A 21046-nucleotide genomic window follows, 5' to 3' on the forward strand; every position below is an offset into this window, starting at 1 on the left:
GGATGCCAGGCCGCCGACCACGGTCGGCGACACCCCTAGTTCCCGACCCCGGGGCGCGGCCGCCCGTCCGGATCGAACAGCGCGTCGTAGAGCCGTGGCGCCCAGGTCAGCTGGAGCGCGGTGAGCTCGGGGGCGGCCAGCCGGCGCAGCCGACCAGGGGGCCGCTCACGGTCGTGCTCGCCGGCCGCGAACTCCTCCGCGCGCTCCACCACGCGGCGCCGGCGACGCTGGTGGCCGGGGAGGACCCGGCTCACCGACCGCGGCACCGGCACGGGACGGCTCGGGCGCTTGGCCGAGATGACACCGCGCACCCCCGTGAGCTGGTCGCGCCCGGCTCCGTCGTACCAGGCATCGAGGGCGTCGGCACACGACACCATCGCGTCGAAGAGGTCGTGGGGATCCTCGGGCACCTCGTCGGGGTGGCAGCCGAGGTGCTCGGCGACCAGGGTCCGGAGCAGCACGCGGGGGAAGGAGTCGGCGGGCGCCGGGTCGCCCGCCGCGCCGCGCTCGTCGATCACGGCGCACGCGATCTCGCTGTCGCTGGTCCACGACCGGCGGTTGAGGTTGTCCGAGCCGACGCTGGCCCAGCGGTGGTCGATGATGCAGGTCTTCGAGTGCACGTAGACCGGCATCCCGGCCTCGTTGGTCAGCCCGAACACGGCGACCCGGTCGCCGCCGGCCTCGAGGATCCTCTGCATCGCCAGGAAACGACCGTAGAGCTGCGGCACCTCGGCCGCGGCGCCCTCGCGGTCGGGCACCATCGGCAGCACGACGATCAGCCGCAGGTCCGGGTTGTCACGCAGCGCGCCCGCGAAGTGCTCACCGACCTCGGCGGACCACAGGTACTGATCCTCGACATAGACCAGGCGCTCGGCCCGTGCGATCGCCTTGGTGTTGCCGAGCATCACCGACCGCTCCCCCTCGGGCGCGAAGTCGTAGGGCTTCGGAGCGATGACGGGGAAGGTCCTCATGATCTGCACGACCTCGTTGCCGCCGGGGCGCCGCGGCGGGGGCGGCGCCTGCGCGCCGAGCGGCGCGGGCACCAGCTCCTCGCGGTGCAGCAGGCTGGTCAGCAGCCGCCCGGGGTGCGCGGTCAGCGGAGTGCTGTCCTCCCAACGCTCACGGAACGTCGTCTCGACGTCGTGGACCGCCGGCCCCTGGATCGCCACCTGCACGTCGTGCCAGGCGGGGCGGGGGCCGTAGGCGCTTGCCATCTCCACCGGCTGCGCGTCGCCGCGGTGCCGGTCGTCGTCGCGCCGGCCGTGGCACAGGTCGATGCCGCCCACGTAGGCGATGTCGCGCGCGGGGTCGGACGCGTGACGGATCACCACGAACTTCTGGTGGTGCGACCCGCGGGTGCGGACCCTCATGTCGCGCAGGCACTGGCCACCGGCCTCGCCGATCTCCTCGCCGAGATGGCGGTGCAGCTGGGAGTTGAAGCCGAGCCGGCGCCAGTGGGAGCGCCAGAGCAGCCCGCGGACGTCGACGCCGCGCCGCGCGGCATCGACCAGGGTGTCGTTGAGGGTGGACCGGGGGTCGTCGGTCAGTCGCTGGTCGGGGTCGCCCTGCCAGTCCGCGAAGTAGAACCGGTCGCCGGGGCCGAGGGCGCAGATCCGCTCGTGGAGCTCGGCGAAGTAGTCGCGTCCGTGGACCAGCGCACGGACGGAGTTGCCGCTGCTCCACGCCGTCCCGTCGCCCCGCACCGCGTCGATCACGGTGTGCGGGTTCTCCCGCTCCGCACTTATGAGGAACCACTGCGTCACATCCACGACGGCCATTCTGCTCAGCCTCGACCCGCTGCACACCGTCACGGGCTGGAAAGGTTCGCCCGCAGGTCAGACGCGGGCGTACCGGGCGCGCGCGAACGAGTAGACGCCGTACGCCGCCAACCCGAACGCGATCACGATCAGGACCACCACGCCGGCGGGCAGGTCGCGCAGCGACTTCAGCGCCCCGTCGAGCCCGGTGGCCTCGCCGGCCTTCTGCCGCACGGCCGCGACCACGAACAGGACGCCGACCGCGCCGAGCGAGATGCCCTTCGCGACGTACCCGATCCGTCCGGCGACGACCGCCCAGCCGCCCGGGTGCTCCTCGAGGTCGTCGAGGAAGCCCCGCGTCCACCCCTTGTAGACGTGATAGGCGCCGATGCCGGCCACGATCACCCCGAGCAGTCCGACCAGCACCTGGCCCGCGGGGGCGTCCATCAGCGTGCGGGTGAAGTCCTTGGTCTGCTGGTTGCTGGAGGTGTGCCCGCCGAGCGCGAAGGTGAGGGTCGTCCACGCCAGCGCGCCGTACATCACCGCCTTGCCGCCGGCCTTCGCCTTGTCGGTCAGCTCCTCACCGGTGACGACCTCGGTGAGCTGCCAGAGCGCGAGCAGGCCGAAGCCGACCGCCAGCAACCACAGCAGGACCTCCCCGAACGGCTGCCGGGACAGCGTCGCGACGGCGCCCGACTGGCTCGCCTGCGCTCCCGAGCCCATGGTCACCTGGACCGTGAGCCACGCCAGCACCAGGTGCAGCACGCCGCTCGCGGCGAACCCCGCACGCGCGCCCCACTCGACGACCGGATGGTCGTTCGCACGGGCGACCGCTCCCTTGGCGGAGCCGCTCGCGCCTGCCGCGCCTGACCCTGACCTGTGCTGACCCGTCGACGTCTGCCTCACGTGAGGAGGTCTACCCGTTTCCGGCCGCTGCTACGCCTCGGCCGTCGAAGGAGCCGCCGCCCGACACCGCGGGGCGGTCCTCCGCCGAAGGCGCTCGGCAAGGTCCCCGGCTCCGCCGCGGGTCGGCCGGCCCGGCGAGGTCGGTCGGGTCGGTCGGTCGGGTCGGTCGGTCGCGCGGCGTGATGGGCAGGTCTGCCCAGCGGTACGACGGCGCACCAGCAGCACCGCCGCCACAGCGTCGGTCACCTACCCCGCTCTCCCACCCGGTAGGAGGGCGCGAGCCGGCCCGAACCCCACCACGCGCCGCCGTCGTCGCTCCAGTGGTCCATCGGGTCGACATCCGGGTGCTCGGTGACCTCACGGAGCAGCTCAGTGCCCGAGTGGGCGTTGCCGGAGGTCGCGGCGGCCAGGAGCGCCTCCTCGCCCTGGTCGGGCGTGAAGCCGGGCGGCACCACCAGGACGTGGAGCAGGGTCCGGTCCGAGGTCGTCAGATGGATCAGGTGCGTGTCGTCGCGGGGGAAAGCGCCGACCTTGACCGACCGCCCCCCGACCCGGACGACGCGCGGCACCGCGTCCCAGTCGGGCGGTGACACCAACGCGCGCACCACGCGACCGAGGGTCCGCGGGAAGTGATCGACGAGGTCGGCCAGCTCCACCGCCAGGTCGCGGCTCTGGGGCCACCACCCGCCGTCCAGGTGGTTGCCGTCCGCGGTGCGGGCCATCCGGAGCCGCAGCGGGGATCGGCTCGCCGCGATCGGCTCGGCGACGGCGACGAGGTGAGGACCGTTCGACGTCGCCATGGCGGCCCGCCTCTCGACCGGCACGGGACGTCCGGGATGGAGGCCACATCTTCGGTCGGTCCCCCTGAGCCTACTCCGACGGAGCAAGGGTCCCGGCGGCCCGCCGCGAGACGTCAGAGGCGGCTGGCGAGCCGGTGGTACGCCGCGTTCCAGCGCAGCTCGCGCTGGAACGACCGGGGCGTGGTGTCGGCGTCGATCACCACGATCTCGGTCCCGGTCATCTCCGCGAAGTCCTCCAGCACCTCCACCCCGATCGCCTTCGACAGCACGGTGTGGTGCGGGGCGCCGGCCATCAGCCAGGACTCCGCCGAGGTGGACAGGCTCGGGCGGGGCTGCCAGACGGCGCACGCGACGGGGAGCATCGGGAGCGCCGCGTCGGGCTCGACGACGTCGACCTCGTTGACCGTCAGCCGGAACCGGTCGCCGAGGTCGGACAGACCGGCGACGACGGCCGGGCCGGGGTCGGCGGTGAACCGGAGCCGGACCGGGTCCTCGCGACCGCCGATCGCCAGCGGGTGGATCTCCAGCGACGGGCGGGCCGAGGTGATCGTCGGGCACACCTCGAGCATGTGGGCGCCGAGGATCTTCTCCTCGCCGGGCACCAGGTGGTACGTGTAGTCCTCCATGAACGAGGTCCCGCCCGGCAGCCCGGCGGCCATCACCTTCGTGGCGCGCAGCAGGACCGACGTCTTCCAGTCCCCCTCGCCGCCGAAGCCGTAGCCGTCGGCCATCAGCCGCTGCACCGCGAGTCCCGGCAGCTGGCGCAGACCTCCGAGGTCCTCGAAGTTGGTGGTGAAGGCGCCGAAGCCGCCGTCGGCCAGGAAGGCGCGCAGCCCCAGCTCGATCCGGGCGCCGTAGCGCAGCGACTCGTGCCGGTCGCCGCCGGGCAGCAGCTCGACCGCGACCGAGTAGGTGTCGGCGTACTCGTCGACGAGCTTGTCGATGTCGGCGTCGGCGACCTGGTCGACGACCGCGACCAGGTCGTTGACGCCGTAGGTGTTGACCGAGACGCCGAACCGCAGCTGGGCCTCGACCTTGTCCCCCTCGGTGACGGCGACGTCGCGCATGTTGTCGCCGAAGCGGGCCAGCCGGAGACTCCGCAGCTCCTGCCGGCCGAGGCACGCCCGAGCCCACTGGCCGATCCGCGCCGTGACCACGGGCGACTCGACGTGGCCGGCGACGGTCTTGCGCGGCACGCCGATCCGGGACTGGATGTAGCCGAACTCCCGGTCGCCGTGGGCGGCCTGGTTGAGGTTCATGAAGTCCATGTCGATGGTCGCCCACGGCAGCGCCGCGTCGGCCTGGGTGTGCAGGTGCAGCAACGGCTCCTGCAGCGCGTCCAGCCCGGCGATCCACATCTTCGCGGGCGAGAACGTGTGCATCCACGCGATCACGCCGACGCACTCCGGGGCGCTGTTCGCGGCGAGCATCTGGCGGTGGATCGAGGCCGCGTCGAGCAGCACGGGCTGCCACACCACCCGCACGGGCAGCCCCGGCGTCGCGGCCAGCCGGTCGGCGATCGCTCGCGACTGGGCGGCGACCTGATCGAGGGTCTCGGGGCCGTAGAGGGACTGGCTGCCGGTGAGGAACCAGACCTCGGGCACACCGGTGGATCCGGCGGTGGACGTGGCCGACAGGGTGGTCATGTCAGGGAACTCCGTTCGGGGGGACCGCGCTGCTCAGCGCTGGCCGTAGACGTTCTGGTAGCGGTCGTAGAGGGAGTCGATATGGTGCGCGGCGACCGGGACCGGCGTGCCGAGCTGGCGGGAGATGTGGACGGTCCGCGCGACGTCCTCGCACATCACGGCCGCCTTCACCGCCGCCCTGGCGGTGGGGCCGATGGTGAAGACGCCGTGGTTCTGCATCAGCACGGCCGGAGAGCGGCTCCCCCGCAGCGTCTCCACGATGCCGCGGCCGATCGAGTCGTCGCCGATGATCGCGAACGGCCCGACCGGTATCTCGCCGCCGAACTCGTCGGCCCCCATGGTGAGGACGCACGGCACGGGCTCGGCGCGCGCGGCCCAGGCCGTGGCGTACGTCGAGTGCGTGTGCACGACGCCGCCGACGTGCGGCAGGTGGCGGTAGACGTAGGCCTGCGCCTCGGTGTCGGAGGACGGCGCGTGCTCGCCCTCGACGACGCGACCGTCGAGGTCGCAGACCACCATGTTCTCCGGGGACAGCTCGTCGTAGGAGACGCCACTCGGCTTGATCACCAGCAGGTCGTGGCCGGGGACGCGTGCCGAGACGTTGCCGGCGGTCCACACCACCAGCCGGTAGCGGGTGAGCTCGGCGTGCAGCGCGCAGACCTCGCGGCGCAGGGCGGCGATGGTCTCCGCGACGTCGGCCACCGCGGTGGTGGGCGCGGTCATGGTCAGGCCTCCTTGCTCGCCACGGCGGCACGACGCAGCGCCTTGAGCGTGCGCATCGCGGTGGAGTGCCGCCCGAACTGGTCGTGGAGCTCGAGGTAGATCGCGAACAGCCGGTCGTAGGCCTGCGCGCGGGCCTCGTCGGGGACGTAGACCGCCGTGCGGACCTTGCCCATCGCCTTCGCCGCGGTCGGCACGTCCGGGTAGCAGCCGGCCGCCACCGCGGCGTGGATCGCGGAGCCGAGCGCGGGCCCCTGCTCGGAGTCGATGACCGACAGCGGCAGGCGGGTGACGTCGGCGTAGATCTGCATCAGCAGCGGGTTCCTGGCCAGGCCGCCGGCGACGATGAGCTCCTCGACCGGTACGCCGCTGTCGCGGAACGTCTCGACGATCACCCGCGTCCCGAAGGCGGTCGCCTCCAGCAGCGCCCGGTAGACGTCCTCGGGCCGGGTGGCCAGCGTCTGGCCGATCACCAGCCCGGAGAGCTCGTGGTCGACGAGCACCGAGCGGTTGCCGCTGTGCCAGTCGAGCGCGACCAGGCCGTGCTCCCCCACCGCCTGACGGGTGGCGAGCCGGGTCAGGTGCTCGTGGACCGACTCGCCGGCCGCTCCGGCCGCATCGGCGCACCAGCCGGGCACGCCGTTCGCGACGTACCACCCGAAGATGTCGCCGACGCCGCTCTGCCCGGCCTCGTAGCCCCACGAGCCGGCGACGATGCCGCCGTCGACCACCCCGCACATGCCGGGCACCTCGCGCAGCACCTCGGCGCTCATCACGTGGCACGTCGAGGTGCCCATGATGGCGACCATCTGGCCCGGCCGCACCGCCTGGGCGGCGGGCGCGGTGACGTGCGCGTCGATGTTGCCGACGGCGACGGCGATCCCCTCCGGGAGCCCGGTCCAACCGGCGGCCTCCGCGGTCAGTCGACCCGCTCGCTCACCCAGCTGCCCGATCCGGTGGGCGACCTTCTCCTCGACGAACGACCCGAATCCGGGGGCGAGCGCCTCGAGGTAGTCGCGATCGGGGTAGTGGCCGTCCTGGTAGATGCCCTTGTACCCGGCGGTGCAGGCGTTGCGGACGTACTCCCCGCACAGCTGCCAGACGATCCAGTCCGCCGCCTCGACCCACCGGTCCATCAGGTGGTAGAGCTCGGGGTCCTCCTCGAAGAGCTGCAGTCCCTTGGCGAACTCCCACTCCGAGGAGATCAGGCCGCCGTAGCGGGGCAGCCAGGCCTCGCCGCGGTCGGCGGCCAGCCGGTTGATCCGGTCGGCCTGGGGCTGCGCCGCGTGGTGCTTCCACAGCTTCACGTAGGCGTGCGGCCGGTCCGCGTGGCCGGCCTCGTCGAGCGGGGTGCCGTCGGCCAGGCACGGCACCATCGTGCAGGCGGTGAAGTCGGTCGCGATCCCGACCACCTCGGCCGGGTCGATGCCGGCCTGGGCGACCGCCGCCGGGACCGCGGTCCGCAGCACCTCGCGGTAGTCCTCGGGCACCTGCAGCGCCCACTCGGGCGGGAGGCCGCGGCCCGACGGCAGGTGGGTGTCGAGCACCGCGTGCGGGTACTCGTGCACGGCCGTGCCGAGCTCGGCGCCGTCGGCGACCCGGACCACCACCGCCCGTCCCGAGAGGGTGCCGAAGTCGACCCCCACCACGTACTGCTCCGGTTCCGACATCGGTGTCACTTCCTCTTCCTGGCTGGGGGGATCGACGCGCTGCTGGCCCGCACCACGAGCTCGGGCGCGATCAGCCGGTCGGGGCAGGTCTCCCCGGCCAGGGCGGCCCGGATGATCTCGATGGCGCGCTGCCCGACCGCGGTGAAGTCCTGGCGCACGGTGGTCAGCGGCGGGACCAGGTACGCCGCCTCGGGGATGTCGTCGAAGCCGACGACGCTGATGTCGCCGGGGACCGAGCGCCCCGCCTCGGACAGCGCACGGAGCAGCCCCAGCGCCATCTGGTCGTTGGCGCAGAACACCGCGGTCACGTCCTCGCGGCGCGCGATCTCGGTGCCGGCCTCGTAGCCGCTGCGCGCCGACCAGTCCCCCTCGATCGGCGGCGCGGGGCGCAGCCCCGCGGCGTGCATCGCGTTGCGCCAGCCGGTCTGGCGGGAGCGCGACTCGGTCCACGACGGTGGCCCGCCGAGGTGCAGGATCTCGGTGTGCCCGAGCTCGATCAGGTGCGCGGTGCCCAGCTCGGCGCCGGCCACCTGGTCGACGCCGACGGTCCATCGGGTCCGGGACGGGTCGCCCTCGACCACGAGCACCGGGGTGCCGAGGTCCTCCTGTTCCCGGGCGACGGCGAGGGCGTCGTCGGTGCCGCCGATGAGGACGATGGCCTCGACGCTCTGGTCGCGCAGGTGGTCGATCGCGTCGACCAGCTCGTCCCGGGTCAGGCTGGGCAGGTTGGCCGAGCTGACGAAGTAGCCGGCCTCGCGGCCCGCCGCCTGGATCGTGCGGTGCACCGTGGTCGGCCCCCAGTAGCCGCCACGCGAACCGACCACGCCGATGGTGGCGGAGCGACGCGTGACCAGGGCGCGGGCGGCGGAGTTGGGCCGGTAGCCGAGCTGGCGGACCGCGAGGAGCACCCGCTCCCGGGTCTCGGGCCGCAGGTTGCCCTGGCCGTTGACGACGCGCGAGACGGTCTGGAGCGAGACGCCGGCGAGGCGTGCGACGTCCGCCATGACCGGGGTCCGCTCGAGCGGACCGCGCCCGATGATCTCCGTCACCGCTGCCGCCGGGTGGCGAAGCGCTGGACGAGCACGAAGGCGAGGAGCAGCACGCCGGTGATGATCCGGACCCAGTACGAGCTCAACGTGCCGTCGAAGGAGATGAGCACCCGGATCAGGCCGAGCACGAGCACGCCGAGCAGCGAGCCGACGACGTAGCCGCGCCCGCCCGTGAGCAGCGTGCCGCCGATGACCACTGCGGCGATGGCGTCGAGTTCGGTGCCGACGGCATGCAGGCTGTTGCCGGAGAGGATGTAGAACGAGAACAGCAGCCCGCCGAGCGCGGCGCAGAAGCCGCTGATCACGTAGACGCCGACCTTGGTGAACCCGACCCGCAGACCCATCAGCATCGCCGAGCTCTCGCTGCCGCCGATCGCGTACACGGTCCGGCCGAACCGGGTCCGAGCCAGCACGTAGATCCCGATCGCGACCACGACCAGCGCGACGATCGCCGTCCACCGCAGGTAGTAGTCGCCGACCCGGACGGTCTTGAACGCGAACTCGGTGAAGGTCGCGTCCTTGATCGAGATCGACTCGACGCTGATCAGGAAGGTCAGGCCGCGGGCCAGGAAGAGCCCGGCGAGCGTGGCGATGAAGGGCTGGATGTCGAAGTAGTGGATCAGCAGCCCCATCAGCAGGCCGAAGAGGATGCCGGTGCTGAGGACCGCCCCGATCGACAGGTACGGCGACCAGCCCATCTCCAGGGTCTTCGCCGCGATCATGGTCGACAGCGCCACGACCGACCCGACCGAGAGGTCGATGCCGCCGGTGAGGATCACGAAGGTCATGCCGACGGCCAGCACGATCAGGAAGGCGTTGTCGATCAGCAGGCTGAGCAGCACCTGGGGGTCGGCGAACCCCTCGTAGCGGACGCCGCCGACGGCGAACAGCCCGAGGAACAGCGCGAGCGTCGCGAGGACCGGGTAGTAGCGCGACGGCGGCGTGTAGCCGCGGACGCGGTCCCAGAGCGAGTCGGCGGGGACGGTGGCGGTGCTCATGCGGCGGATCCCTTCGCGAGGACGGGGACGGCGGGGCCTCGCCGGCGGACCCGGAGCAGCGCCCGTGCCCGGGGCGACTGCAGGAGGCAGACGGCGATCACGACGACGGCCTTGAACAGGTAGTTCGCCTCCGACGGGATGCCGATGTTCGGGATCGTGCGGGCCAGCGTCGCGATGAAGAGGGCGCCGATGAGGGTGCCGGTCAGCGAGAACCGGCCGCCGGCCAACGAGGTGCCGCCGATCACCACCGCGAGGATGGCGTCGAGCTCGATCCACAGGCCGAGGCTGTTGGCGTTGACGGAGTTGGTGTTGGCCGCGATCACCAGGCCGGCCACCCCGGCGCAGAAGCCGGAGAACGCGTAGACGGTCCAGATGATCGTGCGCGAACGGACCCCCGCCAGCCGGCTCGCCTCGGGGTTGATGCCGACCGCCTCGATCAGCATCCCCAGCGCGGTACGACGGGTCAGCAGCGCGGTGAGCACGAAGACCGCGAGGGCGAGGATGAACGCGACCGGCAGGGTGAGCACGTACCCCGAGGCGAGGTCGCTGAAGTGCGGGTTGTTGACGGTGGTGATCTGACCGTCGGTGATGGCCATCGAGATGCCGCGACCGGCGACCATCAGGATCAGCGTCGCGATGATCGGCTGGATGCCGGCCACCGACACCAGGAACCCGTTCCAGGCACCGAGCAGGACGCAGACGACGACGGCGTACGTGATCGCCATGACGGCGGTCGACAGCGCCGCCTCGTCGCCGGCGCCCACGATCCGGGTGCAGGCGACGGCGGCGGCGATGGCGGCGATCGCCCCGACCGAGAGGTCGATGCCGCGGGTGGCGATCACCAGCGTCATGCCGAGCGCGATCAGCAGCACCGGGGCGCTGTTGCGGACGATGTCGACGAGGTTGCCGTAGAGGTGGCCGTCCTGGATCCGGACGTTGAGGAACGACGGGTTGGCGATCAGGTTGACCACCACCAGCACGCCCAGGGCCAGCGACGGCCACAGGAGCGGGTGACGCAGCATGCGCTGCGCGGTCGTCAGCGTCTCAGGCATCGGACGCCTCCTCCAGCCGGGACTCACCAGCGATCGTCTCCAGCACGTCGGCGACGGTGACGTCCTCGTTGACGCGCTCGTCGATCTTGCGTCGGTCGCGCATCACCACCAGCCGGTCGCTGAGGCGCAGCACCTCCTCGAGCTCGGCGGAGATGAAGACCACCGACATCCCCTGGGCGGCGAGCGCGGCGACCTCGGCCTGGATCTGCGCCTTGGCGCCGACGTCGATGCCGCGCGTCGGCTCGTCGAGGATCAGCACCTCGGGCTGGGTGATCAGCCACCGGGCGAGCAGGACCTTCTGCTGGTTGCCGCCGGAGAGGTTGCGCATCAGCAGGGTCGGGTCGGCGGGCCGGATGTCGAGCGCCTCGACGTACCGGTCGACGAGCTCGTTGCGCGTCGCCTGCGGGATCGGCCGCAGCCAGCCGCGCGAGGCCTGCAGGGCGAGCAGCATGTTGTCCGCGACGGTGAGGTCGCCGACCACGCCCTCGGCCTTGCGGTCCTCGCTGGAGAACGCCACCTTGCGGTCGATGGCGTGCCGCGGGCTGCGGAAGCGGCGGCGCTCGGAGCGGACGGTGATCTCGCCGGTGTCGCAGGTGTCGGCACCGAAGAGCAGCCGGGCGAGCTCGGTCCGGCCCGAGCCGAGCAGGCCGGCCAGGCCGATCACCTCGCCCTCGTAGAGCGCGAGGTCGGTGGCCTCCAGGGAGCCCTTGCGGCCGATGCCGAGCGCACGGAGGACGGGCTCACGCTCGCCCGAGGTCTCGCGCGTCCCCCGTCGCTCCAGTCGGTCCAGCGACTCCAGCTCCCGACCGATCATCAGCTTCACCAGCTCCAGCTGGCTGGTCGCGGAGACCATCCGCTCCTCGACGAGCCGGCCGTTGCGCAGGATCGTCATCCGGTCGGCGATCTCGTAGACCTGGTCGAGGAAGTGGGAGACGAAGACGATGGCGACCCCCTGGTCGCGCAGCCGCCGCATGACCTCGAAGAGCTTCTCGACCTCGTCGGCGTCGAGGCTGGAGGTCGGCTCGTCGAGGATCAGCACCCGGGCCTCGACGTCGACCGCCCGCGCGATCGCCACCAGCTGCTGGATGGCGATGGGGTGGTCGCCGAGGAGCGAGGCGGGGTCCACGTCCAGGCCGAGACGCTCCAGCGTCTCGCGGGCCTGGCGATTCATGGCGCGCACGTTGATCGCGCCGAACCGCCGCGGCTCGCGGCCCAACAGCATGTTCTCGGCGACCGAGAGGTTCGGCACCAGGTTGACCTCCTGGTAGACCGTGCTGATGCCCGCGGCCTGCGCGGCCGCGGGCGAGTGGAACTCGCGCTCCTCGCCATCGACCAGCACCTGGCCGGCGTCGATGCTGTAGACGCCGGTGAGGGCCTTGATCAGCGTCGACTTGCCCGCGCCGTTCTCCCCCATCAGGGCGTGGACCTCACCCGGGTGGATCCGCACGGAGACCTCGCTCAGGGCCTGGACCGCGCCGAAGGTGATGGAGATGTCCCGCATCTCGATGACAGGTCGGCCGCGGTCGACGGCTGCCGCGGAGGTCTGCACGTCCATCTGCGTCATCTCGTTCCTCTCCCCTGCTGACTGCTCGTGCTGCCGGCGACACGGACGGCCCGTGGTGCCGGGCCCGCCCGAAGATCGTTCGAGCGGGCCCGGAGTCGCGTGGCCGGTGCTACCGGGGTCGTCCGGTGTCAGTACTGACGGTCCGGCAGCGCTTCCTTCGCCTCGGCCTGGGTGAAGGTCGTCTCCTCGGTCAGGATCCGCTCCTCCACCTCCTCGCCGGCGACGACCTTCTGGGCGATCTCCATCAGCTGGGGACCGAGCAGCGGGCTGCACTCGACGATGTAGTTGATCTCGCCGTCGGCGAGCGCCTGCATCCCGTCGTGCACCGCGTCGACGGTGATGATCATGATGTCCTTGCCCGGCGTGAGCCCGGCCGCCTTGATCGCCTCGATGGCGCCCAGGCCCATGTCGTCGTTGTGGGCGTAGACGACGTCGATCGTGTCGTCGGACTGCAGGAAGGACTCCATGACCTTCTTGCCTCCGTCGCGGGTGAAGTCGCCGGTCTGGGAGGCGGTCACCTTGATGGACGGATCGGCGGAGATGACGTCCGCGAAGCCGTCGGCACGGTCGATGGCCGGTGCGGCGCCCGTGGTGCCCTCGAGCTGGACCACGTTGATGGTGCCGTCGCCGTCGACGTCGGCATCGCCGGCGTTGTCGACCAGCCACTGGCCGGCCTTCTCGCCCTCGACGACGAAGTCGGAGCCGAGGAACGACTCGTAGAGCGAGGTGTCGTCGGAGTCGACGGCGCGGTCGGTCAGGATCACCGGGATGCCGGCGGACTTGGCCTCCTGCAGCACCGCGTCCCATCCGGTCTCGACGACCGGGCTGAACGCGATGACGTCCACCTTCTGCTGGATGTAGGACCGGATCGCCTGGATCTGGTTCTCCTGCTTGCCCTGGGCGTCGGTGAACTTCAGCTCGATGCCGGCGTCCTCGGCGGACTCCTGGATCGACTTGGTGTTGGCGGTGCGCCATCCGCTCTCGGCGCCGACCTGGGCGAAGCCCATGACGATCGTGTCGTCCGAGTCGGAGTCGGGCGAGTCGGCGCCGGCTCCGCATGCGGTGAGCGCGAAGGCGCTCAGGGAGATCGCGCTCGCCGCGATCAGGGTCTTCTTGATCACTGCTCATCCTCCAGATCAGGGGGCTCGGGCCCTGTGTGACCTCTGTCACTGTTGGTCGAGTGTGAGCGCTAACATTCGAGCGCGTCAAGGCTCTCCGGCAGATTGGCCGGGCAAAATGTGAGCGCTCACCCGATTCACCCGAGCGCGGGCCTCAGGCCTGGCGCCGCGACCTCGAGAAGGCCCACTGCAGCGTGGCCGCGTAGGTGTCACCCGGCGCGACCTGGGCAGACGGCCACGCGGGCCGGTTGGGCGTGTCCGGGTAGAGCTGCGGCTCGAGGGCGATCCCGTCGCCCTGCCGATACCTCACGCCCGAGGTCGAGGCGGGCGAGCCGGCGAGGAAGTTGCCGGTATAGACCTGTAGTCCCGGCTGGTCGGAGGACAGGTCGAGCCGGATCCCCGAGCGCGGGGACTCCAGCGAGGCGTGCCGGCGCATCCCCGTACCCCGGACGACGAAGTTGTGGTCGATGCCTCCGGACCCGAGGACCTGCGGATGCCCCGAGCGGACCACGGCCCCCAGGCGCACCGGGGTGCGCAGGTCGAACGGGGTGCCGTCGACCGGGGCGTGGTCACCCACGGGGATGCTGCCGCCGTCCACCGGCGTGTACTCGTCGGCCGCGACCGTCAGCAGGTGGTCGTCGACGGTGCCCGCGCCCTCGCCGTCCAGGTTGAAGTACGCGTGGTTGGTCAGGTTCACGACCGTCGGCGCATCGACGGTGGCACCCATCTCGACCCGGACGACGTCGCCGGCCACGACGTAGCGGACCGTCGCGACCACCTCCCCCGGGAAGCCCTGGTCGCCGTCCGGGCTGACCAGGCGCAGGGTGACCTCGTCCGGGCCGTGGGCGACGACCTCCCAGACCCGGCGGTCGAACCCGTCCGGCCCTCCGTGCAGGCTGTGGCCGCGGTCGTGGACGCCGACCACCACCTCGCGCCCGTCCAGCGGGAAGCGTCCGTGCGCGATCCGGTTCGCGTAGCGCCCCACCGTCGCACCGAGGTAGGCGCCGCCGGCCAACCGGTCCTGGATCGTTGCGTGGCCGAGGACCACGTTGCGGCGTACGCCGCCCGGGCCGCTGACCTCGAGGCGGTGCACCGACGCGCCCAGCGTGAGCGCCTCGAGCACCACGCCGGGGGCTCGTCCGAGGGTGATCCGGTGGACCGCGCGACCATCGTCCAGGACGCCGACCTCGGTCGGTCCGGCAGCGTCGATCACGGTGTGAACGTTAACATCACGCGGACCGCGGCGCGGCCGTCGAGGAGCGGACGACGAGCTGCGGCGCCACCAGGGCGGCGACGGGTGCGACCTCGCCATCGAGGGTGCGCAGCGCGAGGTCGACCGCCCGACGCCCCAACACGGAGAACGCCTGGCTGACGGTGGTCAGTCCCGGCCAGAAGTACGCCGCCTCGGGGATGTCGTCGAAGCCGACCACGCTCACCCGGCCGGGTACGTCGAGGCCGCGCTCGTGCAGCGCCTTGAGCACGCCGAGCGCCATCCCGTCGTTCGCCGCGAAGACGGCCGTCACGTCGGGATCATCGGCGATCAGCACGCCCGCCTCGTAACCGCTGCGCGGGGACCAGTCGCCGGCGATCTCGGGCCCCGGCAGGAGGGACCGCGCCTCGTGGGCAGCGCGCCAGCCGTCGCGCCGCTGCCCGGCCTCCACCCAGTCCGCCGGCCCGGTGACGTGGGCGACGTGCCGGTGGCCGAGGTCGAGGAGGTGGTCGGTCGCCAGGCGGGCGCCGGCCTCCTGGTCGATGCCGGCCGCCATCGGCTCGCCCTCACTGACCCCCTGGACGAGCACCACCGGGACCGGCAGCTCCAGCGAGGTCACCAGCGCCGTCGCGTCGCGGTGCGCGACCGCGACGACCAGCGCCTCGACCGCCTCGTCGAGGAGCCGGTCGACCGCGCTCCGCAGCGACCCGGCGGAGAAGTCCGACAGGCCGACCAGCGAGAGGTCGTACCCCGCGGCGTGGCAGGCCTCCTGGACGGAGACGGCGATCATGCTCGGCCCGTGCAGCGCGAGGTGCGCCGAGATCATCCCGATCCGCCCGGAGCGGTTGGTCGCCAGCATCCGCGCGGCGTTGTTGCGCCGGTAGCCCAGCTGCTCGATGGCGTCCAGCACCCGAGCGCGGGTCTCCTCCTTGACCAGCGGCGACTCGTTGAGCACCCGGGACACCGTCTGGTGCGAGACGCCGGCCAGCTCCGCGACCTTCGCCATGCTCGGCGACCGCTCCCTGCTCCGACTCCCCGACGCGCTCATGCTCGGCATCGTAGTTGCGAGCCGCGCGCGATGGGCCGCGGCAGCCGGGCCGGCAGGCGCTACAGCCCCAGCTCGTAGGCGGGCCCCACCGGGCGCCAGTCCTGGGGCAGGTGGTGGTAGTACGGGGCCAGCATCCCCGGCGGCGTCACCACCTTCCGGAAGCCCCGGTCCCGCAGCCGGGGCGCCTGCCGCCAGACGAACTCCCCCGGGGTGAAGTCACGGAACCGCGGAGTCACGTAGTCCAGCAGCACCTGGGCCACCTCGCCCTCGCGCCGGATCAGCACCACGCCCACCGTCTCATCGCCGGTCTGCACCTGGAACGCGAGATCGCCCTCCCCCAGCCCGCCGGCCGAGAACCCGGGCTGGTGCCGCGCGATGTCGGCCTCGTGCACACCGAGGAAGTGGCGCAGGTAGGCATCGCCGGCGCCGACCTCGAGCACCTGGTACGCCGCCTCGGAGTGCCGGCCGCGGAGCATCCTGGTGATGAAGAAGATGTTGATCGCGCTCGTGGCGAGGTTCATCCCGACCATCGGCCACACGGCGACCAGCGCGTTGAAGATCACCAGGATGACCGACGCGGACAGGTTGAGGAGCCGGAACCGCAGGACCCGGGTCTGCAGCAGCGAGACGATCAGCAGCGCACTCCCGAGCCAGCCGAACAGGCTGAGCCAGTGCTCGCCGAGCCAGGTCACCCGGGCAGGCTACCCCCGTACGGGTCGACGCGGCCGGCTACGCCCGGTCGGCACGCTCGAGTCGACCGGCGCACGACGTCCCCAGCGGACGAGGTGTCCCGAAACGCCAGAAGGCCGGACCATTCGGTCCGGCCTTCTGCCTACGGTGGAGGTGAGGGGACTCGAACCCCTGACCCCCTGCATGCCATGCAGGTGCGCTACCAGCTGCGCCACACCCCCGTGTTCTGTTGTCGTCCCCGTCTCCGGGCGACGAGAAGAACATTAGCAACACCGATTCTGAACGACGAAATCGGGGGCCACCTTCGCGCCGACGGGGCCTCCGGCACCGCGTCCGGTCACGCCGTGAGGTTGTACGCCGCGAGCCGCCAACCGCCCACGGAACGCTCCTCGAGCACCGCGTAGCCGCAGTTCTCCATGCCCCGCAGCTCGCCGCCGAGCTCCAGCGGCCACCCGAGGAACGTGACGATCCCGGTGCGGGTCGCGGCGCCGTGGGAGACCACGACGCCGGTCCCGTCCGTCCCGAGCGCCGCGACGGCGTCGTGCAGCGCGGCGACGAAGCGCTCGGCCACGGCCTCCGCCGACTCCGCCCCCACCACGTGCGACCAGTCGCCGGTCTTGAAGCGCGCGAAGCCCTCGGGATCGACCGCCGCGTACTCGGCGTGGGTGAGCCCCTCCCGCTCCCCCAGGTGGAACTCCCGCAACCGGGCGTCGTACGACGGCACGAGCCCGGTCTCGTCGGCGACCGCCTGGGCGGTGTCCCGGGCCCGGGACAGGTCCGAGGACCAGATCGCCGCGGGCCCGAACCCGGCCACCACGGGCGCCACGGCCTTGGCCTGCAGCCGCCCGGTGTCGTTCAGCGGCGCGTCGAGGTGCCCCTGGATCCGCTTCGCGGCGTTCCAGGAGGTCTGACCGTGGCGGAGCAGGACGAGGCGCCGCGGCACGCGCTCAGGCCCCGGCGTCGCCAGTGCCGTGCGGCGCGCGCACCTCGGCCGGCAGCTCGATGGTCGGGCAGTCGCGCCAGAGCCGCTCGAGCGCGTAGAACTGCCGCTCCTCGGTGTGCTGGACGTGCACGACGATGTCGCCGTAGTCGAGCAGCACCCAACGACCGTCGCGGGCGCCCTCGCGACGGATCGGCTTGGCCCCGACCTCGCGGAGCTTGTCCTCGACCTCGTCGACGATCGCGTTGACCTGACGGTCGTTGGCGCCCGAGACGAGCAGGAAGGCGTCGGTGATCGCCAGCTGCTCGCTGACGTCGAAGGCGACGACGTCGGTGCCGAGCTTGTCGGCGGCGGCGAGCGCGGCGGTCCGGATGAGTCCGACGGCGTGGTCGGTGGCGGTCATGCTTCTCCTGACGACGGCACTACGCGTCCGCGACGGGACGGTAGAGCCGGTGCTTGGTGATGTACTGGACGACGCCGTCGGGCACGAGGTACCAGACGGGCTGTCCCTGGGACTGCCGGCTGCGGCAGTCGGTGGACGAGATGGCCAGGGCGGGCACCTCGAGCATGGTGACCCGGTCCGGGGGCATCGCGGAGAGCGTGGACGGATCCATCTCCGCGCCCGGGCGGGTGCAGCCGACGAAGTGGGCGAGCTCGAACAGCTCGTCCGCGTCCCGCCAGCTGAAGATGTCGGTCAGCGCGTCGGCGCCGGTGATGAAGTACAGGTCGGCGTCGGGCCGCTCGGCGCGCAGGTCGCGCAGGGTGTCCGTGGTGTAGGTCGGGCCCTCGCGGTCGATGTCGACCCGACTGACGGTGAACCGCGGGTTGGCGGCGGTGGCGATCACCGTCATCAGGTAGCGGTGCTCGGCCGGGGAGACCTCCCGGGACGCCTTCTGCCAGGGGCGACCGGTGGGCACGAAGACGACCTCGTCGAGGTCGAACCACCCCTGGACCTCGGAGGCAGCGACCAGGTGGCCGTTGTGGATGGGGTCGAAGGTGCCACCCATCACCCCGATCCGGGGTCGCCGCGCCGGTGTCGGGCCGGTCATCGGACCGGCCTCATGCGGCCCTCATCGGACCCTCGGCCGGCCTCATCCGTCGCAGGCTCCGCTGCGGTCTCAGCTGTGCTCGCGCCCGCCGGCGAACGCCAGCAGGCCGACCAGCAGCAGGAGGAGGATGGCCAGCGTGCCACCGCCGACGACCCACGGGTTGAGCCCGCCCTCGGAGTGCTCCTCGGCGGCCTGGACGAGAGCGAGCGCGGTCTGGTTGATCAGCATGGTGCGGATCCTATCGAAGCGCGCGCCTGGCGCGGAGTCGGGCCGGAGCGCCGGCCCGGACGGCGGTCCGGACGGCGGCACCACCGGCGTCCGCGGCGGTGCTCAGTGGATCGCGAGGTCGACGCCCAGGAAGAGCAGCGAGAAGCGCAGCGTGCGGCCCAGGAAGACCGTCGGCAGGAAGATCCACATCGGCATCTTCAGGATCCCGCCCACGGCGGACATCACCAGCAGCGGCGGGATGCCGGCCGAGGCGGCGAGGAACATGATCCCGGCGGCGTACCAGGGCCGGCCGTGGGCACGCGCGACCCACTTCTCGTAGCCGGCCCGCACCTTGGGCGAGGAGAGCTTGCGCTGCGCCCACGCGGAGTCGATCCCGAGCCGCGCCGCCTGGTACCAGACGACCTTGCCGACCGTGGCGCCCGCCCCGGCGGCCACCCCCAGCCAGATCGCCTCCCCGGTGCCGGCCACCGCCGAGCCGGCGCCGACGATGTAGACCTCGATCGGCAGGAACGGGAGCAGTGCGGAGGCGATGCTGAAGGCGAACGTGGCCAGCCACAGGATCATCGCGCCGCGGCTCCCTCCCGGAGGGCACCGCCGACGGTCGGGACGGGAAGGCCGAGCTGGAGGAGCCAGCGCAGCGAGACGCACTTCAGCACCAGCAGGGCGATCGCGATCACCAGGCCGAGCCAGACCCAGCCGGTGACCAGGAGCAGCACGGCGAACAGGCCGGAGTTGGCGGCCTTGCCCACGCGCGACCAGTTCCACAGGTAGATCCGCCGGTCCACGACGTGGAAGTAGTTGGGGCTGCGGATCGGCCAGGCGAGGAAGGCCATCGACAGGTACATGTCGATCACCATGAACTCGAACAGGTAGACCGCCACCGGCAGCGCCACCAGCGTCATCGGCTCGTCGCTGAACAGGCCCGACGGCTGCAGCCAGGCCAGCCCGAGGTAGAACGCAGCGCAGCTGAGCCGGTCGCAGAGCATGTCGACGACCGCGCCGATCCGGGTCTCGCAGTCGAACCAGCGCGCCCACTCGCCGTCGAGGGTGTCCCCGACCCAGTACACGACCAGGCCCACCACGAGCAGCGTCAGGCTGCCCTCGTAGGCGCCCCACAGCGACAGCACCAGGGTGGCCACCGTGCGGACGAGGGTGATCGCCGTCGCCCCGGTGAGGAGTCGTTCAGTCGCCGGATCAGCCATGATCCGGTCCGGGGAGCCTGCCATGAGGCGCAACCTATCGCGCACTCCGTGGCGATCGGTCAACGCACCCCCGGAGCGCGCGCGAACGGTCAGCGAACGTGGCCGTCGCCGACCACGACGTACTTCGTCGAGGTCATCTCGGGCAGCCCCATCGGCCCCCGCGCGTGCAGCTTCTGGGTGCTGATCCCGATCTCGGCTCCGAACCCGAACTCGCCGCCGTCGGTGAACCGGGTCGAGGCGTTGACGAGCACCGCCGCGGAGTCGACCTCGGCCACGAACCGGCGCGCGGCCCCCTGGTCCTCGGTGACGATCGCGTCGGAGTGCTGGCTGGACCACGTGCGGATGTGCTCGATCGCCTGGTCGAGGTCGTCGACGACCCGGGCGGCGATGTCGAGCGACAGGTACTCGCGGGCCCAGTCCTCGTCCGTGGCCGGCTCCACACCGTCGTACGCCGCGAACTCCGCGTCGCCGTGCAGGGTCACCCCGGCGTCCTGCAGCGCGGAGACGACCCGCGGCAGGAACTCCCCCGCCACGTCGGCGTGCACCAGCAGCGACTCGGCGGCGTTGCAGACCGAGGTCCGGTGGGTCTTGGCGTTGACCACGATCGCGAGCGCCTTGTCCAGGTCGGCGGCCCGGTCGACGTAGACGTGGCAGTTGCCGACCCCGGTCTCGATCACCGGAACCGTGCTCTCCTCGACGACGGAGCGGATCAGCCCGGCACCGCCGCGCGGGATCAGCACGTCCACGTGGCCGCGGGCGCGCATCAGCGCCTTCACCGAGTCGTGGGTGTCCCCCGGGACCAGCTGGATCGCGTCCGCGGGCAGGCCGGTCGTGGCGACGGCGTCGCGGAGCACCGCGACGATCGCGGCGTTGCTGGCCTTCGCCGAGGAGCTGCCGCGCAGCAGCACCGCGTTGCCGGACTTCAGGCAGATACCGGCCGCGTCGGCGGTCACGTTGGGCCGGGCCTCGTAGATCATGCCGACCACGCCGAACGGCACCCGCACCTGCCGCAGCTCCAGGCCGTTGGCGAGCACGCCACCGCGGATCACCTCGCCGACCGGGTCGGCCAGGCCGGCGACGTCGCGCAACCCCTGCGCCATCCCCTCGAGGCGCTCGTCGGTGAGGCGCAGCCGGTCGATGATGTTGGCCGGCGTGCCGCCCGCCTCGGCCGCGGCGATGTCGCGCCCGTTGGCCTCCAGCACCTCCGTACGGCGCTCCAGGAGCGCCGCGGCCATGGCCGCCAGCGCGGTGTCCTTGCGGGCCCGGGTGGCCAGGGCCAGCTCCCTGCTGGCGACCCGCGCGGCGCGGGCTGCGTCGATGACGTCGTCGGCGATGCTCACCGGACCAGCCTAGTTGCGCGATCAGGCAACCTCCGGGTCGTCTCAACCGTCACACTCTC

Annotated in this window: 21 protein-coding genes and 1 tRNA gene; all 22 read right to left on the reverse strand. The window is 72.1% G+C overall.

Features of this window, described 5'->3' with window-relative positions; translation table 11 throughout:
* Positions 1–35 precede the first annotated feature (35 nt).
* The 22 genes from E8D34_RS14480 to E8D34_RS14580 all read right to left on the reverse strand — a co-directional run bounded on the left by E8D34_RS14480 (position 36) and on the right by E8D34_RS14580 (position 20987).
* Positions 36–1778: a phospholipase D family protein gene (locus E8D34_RS14480; RefSeq protein WP_136595350.1), complete on the reverse strand. Its 1743-nt coding sequence runs from the start codon at positions 1776–1778 to the stop codon at positions 36–38.
* 57 nt (positions 1779–1835) lie between these two features.
* On the reverse strand, positions 1836–2663 hold the full coding sequence (locus E8D34_RS14485; protein WP_136595351.1) for a DUF1206 domain-containing protein: 828 nt from the start codon (positions 2661–2663) through the stop codon (positions 1836–1838).
* Positions 2664–2905: 242 nt separating this feature from the next.
* Positions 2906–3463, reverse strand: a complete 558-nt coding sequence (locus E8D34_RS14490) for a DUF5994 family protein (RefSeq protein ID WP_136595352.1) — start codon at positions 3461–3463, stop codon at positions 2906–2908.
* 113 nt (positions 3464–3576) lie between these two features.
* Positions 3577–5109 carry an L-arabinose isomerase gene (araA, locus tag E8D34_RS14495; protein ID WP_136595353.1) on the reverse strand — a complete coding sequence of 511 codons (1533 nt, stop codon included), beginning with the start codon at positions 5107–5109 and terminating at the stop codon, positions 3577–3579.
* Positions 5110–5142: 33 nt separating this feature from the next.
* On the reverse strand, positions 5143–5832 hold the full coding sequence (locus E8D34_RS14500; protein ID WP_136595354.1) for an L-ribulose-5-phosphate 4-epimerase: 690 nt from the start codon (positions 5830–5832) through the stop codon (positions 5143–5145).
* Between the two features lie 2 nt (positions 5833–5834).
* Positions 5835–7499 (reverse strand): ribulokinase, encoded by a 1665-nt coding sequence (gene araB, locus E8D34_RS14505; protein ID WP_136595355.1) that lies wholly within the window; start codon positions 7497–7499, stop codon positions 5835–5837.
* A gap of 5 nt (positions 7500–7504) precedes the next feature.
* Positions 7505–8548 (reverse strand): LacI family DNA-binding transcriptional regulator, encoded by a 1044-nt coding sequence (locus E8D34_RS14510; RefSeq protein WP_206056733.1) that lies wholly within the window; start codon positions 8546–8548, stop codon positions 7505–7507.
* Positions 8545–9546, reverse strand: coding sequence for a galactofuranose ABC transporter, permease protein YjfF (gene yjfF / locus E8D34_RS14515; RefSeq protein WP_136595356.1), 1002 nt, complete (start codon positions 9544–9546; stop codon positions 8545–8547). The genes E8D34_RS14510 and yjfF overlap by 4 nt, the downstream gene beginning before the upstream one ends.
* The gene (locus E8D34_RS14520) at positions 9543–10598 is read right to left on the reverse strand and encodes an ABC transporter permease (RefSeq protein WP_206056734.1); all 1056 of its coding nucleotides are present in this window, start codon (positions 10596–10598) and stop codon (positions 9543–9545) included. The genes yjfF and E8D34_RS14520 overlap by 4 nt, the downstream gene beginning before the upstream one ends.
* Entirely contained in the window at positions 10591–12162 is a 1572-nt protein-coding gene (locus tag E8D34_RS14525; protein ID WP_136595357.1) for a sugar ABC transporter ATP-binding protein, read from the reverse strand. The genes E8D34_RS14520 and E8D34_RS14525 overlap by 8 nt, the downstream gene beginning before the upstream one ends.
* Before the next feature lie 128 nt (positions 12163–12290).
* The gene (locus E8D34_RS14530; RefSeq protein WP_136595358.1) at positions 12291–13283 is read right to left on the reverse strand and encodes an ABC transporter substrate-binding protein; all 993 of its coding nucleotides are present in this window, start codon (positions 13281–13283) and stop codon (positions 12291–12293) included.
* 151 nt (positions 13284–13434) lie between these two features.
* Positions 13435–14493, reverse strand: coding sequence for an aldose epimerase family protein (locus E8D34_RS14535; RefSeq protein ID WP_206056735.1), 1059 nt, complete (start codon positions 14491–14493; stop codon positions 13435–13437).
* Between the two features lie 16 nt (positions 14494–14509).
* Positions 14510–15538, reverse strand: coding sequence for a LacI family DNA-binding transcriptional regulator (locus tag E8D34_RS14540; protein ID WP_206056736.1), 1029 nt, complete (start codon positions 15536–15538; stop codon positions 14510–14512).
* A gap of 59 nt (positions 15539–15597) precedes the next feature.
* Positions 15598–16230, reverse strand: coding sequence for a YgjV family protein (locus E8D34_RS14545; RefSeq protein ID WP_136595360.1), 633 nt, complete (start codon positions 16228–16230; stop codon positions 15598–15600).
* A 146-nt stretch (positions 16231–16376) separates the two neighbouring features.
* Positions 16377–16449, reverse strand: a tRNA-Ala gene (locus E8D34_RS14550).
* 116 nt (positions 16450–16565) lie between these two features.
* Positions 16566–17171: a histidine phosphatase family protein gene (locus E8D34_RS14555; protein WP_136595361.1), complete on the reverse strand. Its 606-nt coding sequence runs from the start codon at positions 17169–17171 to the stop codon at positions 16566–16568.
* Between the two features lie 4 nt (positions 17172–17175).
* Positions 17176–17571 carry a ribosome silencing factor gene (gene rsfS, locus E8D34_RS14560; RefSeq protein WP_136595362.1) on the reverse strand — a complete coding sequence of 132 codons (396 nt, stop codon included), beginning with the start codon at positions 17569–17571 and terminating at the stop codon, positions 17176–17178.
* 19 nt (positions 17572–17590) lie between these two features.
* Positions 17591–18217, reverse strand: a complete 627-nt coding sequence (gene nadD / locus E8D34_RS14565; RefSeq protein ID WP_136595363.1) for a nicotinate-nucleotide adenylyltransferase — start codon at positions 18215–18217, stop codon at positions 17591–17593.
* 69 nt (positions 18218–18286) lie between these two features.
* Positions 18287–18445 (reverse strand): hypothetical protein, encoded by a 159-nt coding sequence (locus E8D34_RS20810; RefSeq protein WP_168929448.1) that lies wholly within the window; start codon positions 18443–18445, stop codon positions 18287–18289.
* Between the two features lie 102 nt (positions 18446–18547).
* A complete protein-coding gene (locus E8D34_RS14570) occupies positions 18548–19009 on the reverse strand; it encodes a VTT domain-containing protein (protein ID WP_136595364.1) in 462 nt (153 codons plus the stop codon).
* Positions 19006–19671, reverse strand: coding sequence for a CDP-alcohol phosphatidyltransferase family protein (locus E8D34_RS14575; protein WP_136595365.1), 666 nt, complete (start codon positions 19669–19671; stop codon positions 19006–19008). Before E8D34_RS14575 ends, E8D34_RS14570 begins: the two co-directional genes overlap by 4 nt.
* A gap of 65 nt (positions 19672–19736) precedes the next feature.
* On the reverse strand, positions 19737–20987 hold the full coding sequence (locus E8D34_RS14580; protein ID WP_136595366.1) for a glutamate-5-semialdehyde dehydrogenase: 1251 nt from the start codon (positions 20985–20987) through the stop codon (positions 19737–19739).
* Positions 20988–21046: the final 59 nt, after the last annotated feature.

This window comes from Nocardioides sp. GY 10113 (assembly GCF_004919105.1).
Lineage (GTDB): Bacteria > Actinomycetota > Actinomycetes > Propionibacteriales > Nocardioidaceae > Nocardioides.

What these genes read in the sequence shown, in the direction of transcription:
- E8D34_RS14480 (WP_136595350.1), bottom strand. Translation starts at nt 1,778, where the DNA reads ATGGCCGTCGTGGATGTGACGCAGTGGTTCCTCATAAGTGCGGAGCGG.
- E8D34_RS14490 (WP_136595352.1), bottom strand. Translation starts at nt 3,463, where the DNA reads ATGGCGACGTCGAACGGTCCTCACCTCGTCGCCGTCGCCGAGCCGATC.
- araA (WP_136595353.1), bottom strand. Translation starts at nt 5,109, where the DNA reads ATGACCACCCTGTCGGCCACGTCCACCGCCGGATCCACCGGTGTGCCC.
- E8D34_RS14500 (WP_136595354.1), bottom strand. Translation starts at nt 5,832, where the DNA reads ATGACCGCGCCCACCACCGCGGTGGCCGACGTCGCGGAGACCATCGCC.
- araB (WP_136595355.1), bottom strand. Translation starts at nt 7,499, where the DNA reads ATGTCGGAACCGGAGCAGTACGTGGTGGGGGTCGACTTCGGCACCCTC.
- yjfF (WP_136595356.1), bottom strand. Translation starts at nt 9,546, where the DNA reads ATGAGCACCGCCACCGTCCCCGCCGACTCGCTCTGGGACCGCGTCCGC.
- E8D34_RS14520 (WP_206056734.1), bottom strand. Translation starts at nt 10,598, where the DNA reads ATGCCTGAGACGCTGACGACCGCGCAGCGCATGCTGCGTCACCCGCTC.
- E8D34_RS14525 (WP_136595357.1), bottom strand. Translation starts at nt 12,162, where the DNA reads ATGACGCAGATGGACGTGCAGACCTCCGCGGCAGCCGTCGACCGCGGC.
- E8D34_RS14540 (WP_206056736.1), bottom strand. Translation starts at nt 15,538, where the DNA reads ATGAGCGCGTCGGGGAGTCGGAGCAGGGAGCGGTCGCCGAGCATGGCG.
- rsfS (WP_136595362.1), bottom strand. Translation starts at nt 17,571, where the DNA reads ATGACCGCCACCGACCACGCCGTCGGACTCATCCGGACCGCCGCGCTC.
- nadD (WP_136595363.1), bottom strand. Translation starts at nt 18,217, where the DNA reads ATGACCGGCCCGACACCGGCGCGGCGACCCCGGATCGGGGTGATGGGT.
- E8D34_RS20810 (WP_168929448.1), bottom strand. Translation starts at nt 18,445, where the DNA reads ATGCTGATCAACCAGACCGCGCTCGCTCTCGTCCAGGCCGCCGAGGAG.
- E8D34_RS14570 (WP_136595364.1), bottom strand. Translation starts at nt 19,009, where the DNA reads ATGATCCTGTGGCTGGCCACGTTCGCCTTCAGCATCGCCTCCGCACTG.
- E8D34_RS14575 (WP_136595365.1), bottom strand. Translation starts at nt 19,671, where the DNA reads ATGGCAGGCTCCCCGGACCGGATCATGGCTGATCCGGCGACTGAACGA.